Origin of the sequence: Streptomyces niveus (assembly GCF_001723055.1) — a bacterium.
Lineage (GTDB): Bacteria > Actinomycetota > Actinomycetes > Streptomycetales > Streptomycetaceae > Streptomyces > Streptomyces niveus.
The window spans coordinates 1-4,108 of record NZ_MDCR01000411.1 but is presented as its reverse complement, the minus strand read 5'-3'; the positions used below and the strand labels follow the sequence as shown (position 1 = coordinate 4,108).

Annotated in this window: 5 protein-coding genes; 1 reads left to right on the top strand and 4 read right to left on the bottom strand. The window is 71.2% G+C overall.

Going from position 1 to position 4,108, the window contains the following annotated elements; all coding sequences use genetic code 11:
• Positions 1-267 (bottom strand): nucleotidyltransferase family protein (locus tag BHU15_RS34945; protein ID WP_141726949.1); only part of this gene is annotated, 267 nt, incomplete at its 3' end.
• A 294-nt stretch (positions 268-561) separates the two neighbouring features.
• On the opposite strand from BHU15_RS34945, the gene BHU15_RS34940 reads away from it, so the two are divergent.
• A complete protein-coding gene (locus tag BHU15_RS34940; protein ID WP_069630797.1) occupies positions 562-1,614 on the top strand; it encodes a glutathione S-transferase family protein in 1,053 nt (350 codons plus the stop codon).
• A 78-nt stretch (positions 1,615-1,692) separates the two neighbouring features.
• Here BHU15_RS34940 and BHU15_RS34935 read toward each other — a convergent pair whose 3' ends face one another.
• Genes BHU15_RS34935 through BHU15_RS34925 form a run of 3 tightly spaced genes read right to left on the bottom strand, consistent with a single transcriptional unit; the run spans position 1,693 to position 4,080 of the window.
• The gene (locus BHU15_RS34935; RefSeq protein WP_069630796.1) at positions 1,693-2,430 is read right to left on the bottom strand and encodes a Clp protease N-terminal domain-containing protein; all 738 of its coding nucleotides are present in this window, start codon (positions 2,428-2,430) and stop codon (positions 1,693-1,695) included.
• A gap of 31 nt (positions 2,431-2,461) precedes the next feature.
• The gene (locus tag BHU15_RS34930; protein ID WP_069630795.1) at positions 2,462-3,661 is read right to left on the bottom strand and encodes an epoxide hydrolase family protein; all 1,200 of its coding nucleotides are present in this window, start codon (positions 3,659-3,661) and stop codon (positions 2,462-2,464) included.
• The gene (locus tag BHU15_RS34925) at positions 3,658-4,080 is read right to left on the bottom strand and encodes a hypothetical protein (RefSeq protein ID WP_069630798.1); all 423 of its coding nucleotides are present in this window, start codon (positions 4,078-4,080) and stop codon (positions 3,658-3,660) included. Before BHU15_RS34925 ends, BHU15_RS34930 begins: the two co-directional genes overlap by 4 nt.
• Positions 4,081-4,108 lie beyond the last annotated feature (28 nt).

The following is a 4,108-nucleotide window of genomic DNA, read 5'->3' as shown; positions in this document are numbered from 1 at the left end:
GTTGAACACCCCGCCGCCCCAGCCCCCGATCTCGGACACCTCGCCGGGCCAGCCGACGGCCCGCAGATCGGCCGGGTCGAAGCCCCCCGCGTCCCCGCCTTCGTAGTAGACGGCCAGGTCCCAGTCGCTGTCGGGGCGCTCGGTGCCCTGGGCGCGCGAGCCGCCGAGCGTCACGGCCTTGACGGCGGGCAGCGCCGCCAGCACGTCGGCGGTCTGATCGAGGAATGCGCGGTTGGCGTCACCGGCGGTGGCACTGACTGCGTTCATGAGGTGAGGAACCTATCCGTGGTGCGTGAGAAGGAAAGAAGGAGGAGTCGAGGAGGAGTGACCGGTCTGGACGACCTTACGTTCTACCGCCGCGTACGGGTCGGTGGGCCGTTCCCGGTGATCAGCTGTCATCTCACGGAACGGGCCCGCCGGTTGGAGGACTCCCTCTGATCGCGTCCGTATGTGTGTTTCCGTGTGGGGCGGACAGCGTGGAACGGAGCGTGGAAGAACGATCCGTCGATGATCGAGGTCCGGCCCCGGGCTCCGTGCGGGGCCCGACCGGGAAGGACGGCCATGAGCGACGCGACCGGCGCGAGCGAAGCCGAGGGGACCAAGGGGACGGCGGGGAACGCCGCGTACGGCAGGAAACCCTTCAAGCGATCCAGGAGCCACTTCGCCGACCGCATCACCGCCGACGGCCGCGACGGCTGGCCGGTGGAAGCGGGGCGCTACCGCCTGGTGGTGAGTCGCGCCTGCCCCTGGGCGAGCCGCGCCGTCGTGTCACGGCGGCTGCTCGGCCTGGAGGACGCGCTCTCCCTCGCGATCACCGACCCGATCCAGGACGACCGCAGCTGGCGCTTCACCCTCGACCCCGGCGGGCGCGACCCCGTCCTGGGCATCCGCTTCCTCGGCGAGGCGTACGACGCGCGCGAGACGGGCTACCCCGGTGGTGTCAGCGTGCCGGCGATCGTGGACGTACCGAGCGGGCAGCTCGTCACCAACGACTATCAGCGGATCACGCTCGACCTCGCGACCGAGTGGACGGCCCTGCACCGCCCCGGCGCGCCGGATCTGTACCCGGAGCCGCTGCGCGACGAGATGGACGAGGTGATGGAGGGCATCTACCGGGACGTCAACAACGGTGTCTACCGGGCCGGTTTCGCGACGGAGCAGAGTGAGTACGAGCGGGCGTACCGCGACGTGTTCCGACGGCTCGACCTGGTCTCGGAGCGGCTGGCTGGGCAGCGCTATCTCGTCGGGGACACCGTCACCGAGGCCGACATCCGGCTGTTCACCACGCTGGTGCGCTTCGACGCCGTCTACCACGGGCACTTCAAGTGCAACCGGGCCAAGCTCACCGAGGACCCGGTGCTCCAGGCGTACGCGAAGGACCTCTACCAGACGCCCGGCTTCGGCGACACGGTCGACTTCGACCACATCAAGCGGCACTACTACCAGGTGCACACCGGCGTGAACCCCACCGGCATCGTCCCCCTGGGGCCCGACCTCTCCGACTGGCTGACACCCCACCACCGCGAGGAGCTGGGCGGCCGGCCCTTCGGGGACGGGACCCCGCCGGGGCCGGTGCCGGCGGGCGAGGAGGTCCCGGCGTCGGGGCGCCCCTGACGGCGGTACGCCGCCGGCCCCGGCGCGCCACCCCTCGTGGGCGCGCCGGAGCCGGCCGCTGCCTGTCGGCGGACGGTCCTACTTCGAGGACCCGGCCTCGTCCTCCTCCTGTGCCGCGATGATCTTCGCCAGCGCCTCCGAGACGAACGTCTCGGTCGCCGACTTGTCGATACCGAGCCCGCTGAGGACTCCCTTGCCGTCCTCCAGTTCCAGCAGGGCGAGCAGGATGTGCTCGGTGCCGACGTAGTTGTGCCCCATACGCAGGGCCTCGCGGAACGTGAGCTCCAGGGCCTTCTTCGCGCCCGCGTCGTACGGGATGAGTTCGGGCACGTCCGGCACGGCGGGCGGCAGGACCGCCTCGACCGCGTCGCGTACCGCCTCGACGCTCACACCCTGCGCGGCGATCGCCCGCGCGCCGATGCCCTTGGGCTCACTCAGCAGCCCGAGCGCGAGATGCTCCGGCCGGGTCTGGTCGTTTCCGGCCGCCCGGGACTCCTCCTGGGCGGCCATCACCACCTTCCTGGCCCGGTCGGTGAAGCGGCTGAACCCCTGACTGGCATCGAGATCCGTCCCCTCACCGGGCTTCGCGACGAACCGCTTCTGTGCGGCCTGGCGGGTGACCCCCATGCTGCGCCCGATGTCGGTCCATGAGGCGCCGGAGCGTCGTGCCTGATCCACGAAGTGACCGATGAGGTGATCGGCCACATCGCCCAGATGATCCGCGGCGATGACCGCGTCGGAGAGCTGGTCGAGAGTGTCGGTGTGAACCTTCTTGATGGCGTCGATCAGATCGTCGAGCCGGATGGGAGAAGTCATGTGTCAACCATAGGTTGACATCAAGGGAGTGTCAACTCGAAGTTGACACGTGTGAGGGTCGCCGAACCCGGCGGAAGAACGCGCGGACGTCACCCGCGAACAGATCGGGCTCCTCCATCGCGGCGAAGTGGCCACCGCGGTCGAACTCCGACCAGTGCACGATGGCGTTGTCCCGCTCGGCGATCCGCCGCACGGGCCGGGCCTGATCGGCGGCGAAGACCGCGACCCCGGTGGGTGTCAGGAGCCGCCCGCCGCGTGGCGGGTGGGACGGGTGCGCGGCCTCCCAGTAGTGACGGGCGGACGATCCGGCGGTCGCGGTCAGCCAGTAGAGCATCACGTTGGTGAGCAGCCGGTCGCGTGGCACCGCGTCCTCCGGTCTCCGGTTGGAGTCCGTCCACTCCATGAACTTCTCCACGATCCAGGCGAGTTGGCCGACGGGCGAGTCCGTCAGGCCGTACGCGAGCGTCTGCGGCCGGGTGCCCTGGATCCTCGCGTAGCCCGACATCTCCGGTCCGGCGGCCATCAGTTGGTCCAGCCGCGCGCGGTCGTCGGCGGTCAGGGCGGCGGCCTCGGCGGGATCCTCCGGCGGCAGCGTGAGCAGCGTGTTGAGATGGATCCCGACGACACGCTCGCCGTCGACCGCGGCGAGTTCGCGGGTGATCGCGTGCCCCCAGTCGCCGCCCTGCGCGCCATAGCGCTCGTACCCCAGCCGCCGCATCAACTCGGCCCAGGCCAGGGCCACCCGGTGCACGTCCCAGCCGCCCTCTCGGGTCGGTCCCGACAGGCCGTAGCCGGGAATGGACGGGATGACGAGGTCGAACGCGTCGGCCGGGTCGCCGCCGTGCGCGCCCGGGTCGGTCAACGGGCCGATGACGTCGAGGAATTCGACGACGGATCCGGGCCAGCCGTGGGTGATCAGCAGCGGCAGCGCATCGGCGCGGGCGGAACGGATATGCAGGAAGTGGACCGTGGCGCCGTCGATGACCGTCGTGAACTGCGGGAATCGGTTGAGCTGCGCCTCCTGCGCCCGCCAGTCGTACTCCGTGCGCCAGTACGTGGCGAGCTCCCGGAGATAGTGCCCCGGCACGCCCTGGGACCAGCCGGCGCCCGGGAGTTCGTCGGGCCACCGGGTGGCGGCGAGGCGGGTGGCCAGATCGTCCAGGTCGGCCTGCGGTACGTCGACGACGAACGGTTCGACGGCGGACCCGGTGTCCGGGCCGGGCCGGTTCATCGGGTGTCGCCGGCTTCCGGTTCGCCCGCGAGTGCGCGGGCGGCGGCCACCTCGGTCGCGTCCCAGCCCCAGTGTCCGTCGCCGGTCTCCCGTGCCTGGTCGTCGATCCAGCGGTTGTGCGCCTCCCAGGCGGCCTGCTTGCTGGTGCCGAGGGCGGCGCCGATCTGGGACCACGAGGCCCCGGCCCGGCGGGCGGACCGGACGGAGAGCTGTCGGCCGTACCCCGCCTTGCGTGCGATCACCTCCCCGAGCGCCAGCAGTTCCAGCGACTCGCCCCGGGTGAGCGCGTCCGCGTCCGGGGGGACGGAGTCGTCTTCGTCGGCGGGGGACGACAGGGCGTCGCGGGTCCGCAGCGCGTCGTAGCGCGCGACGGCGCCGGGCAGCGTGTACTGGCGTTCCAGCTCGTCAGGTGTGGACATGGCTCCATCCTTCTCGTCAGGCAGGCTT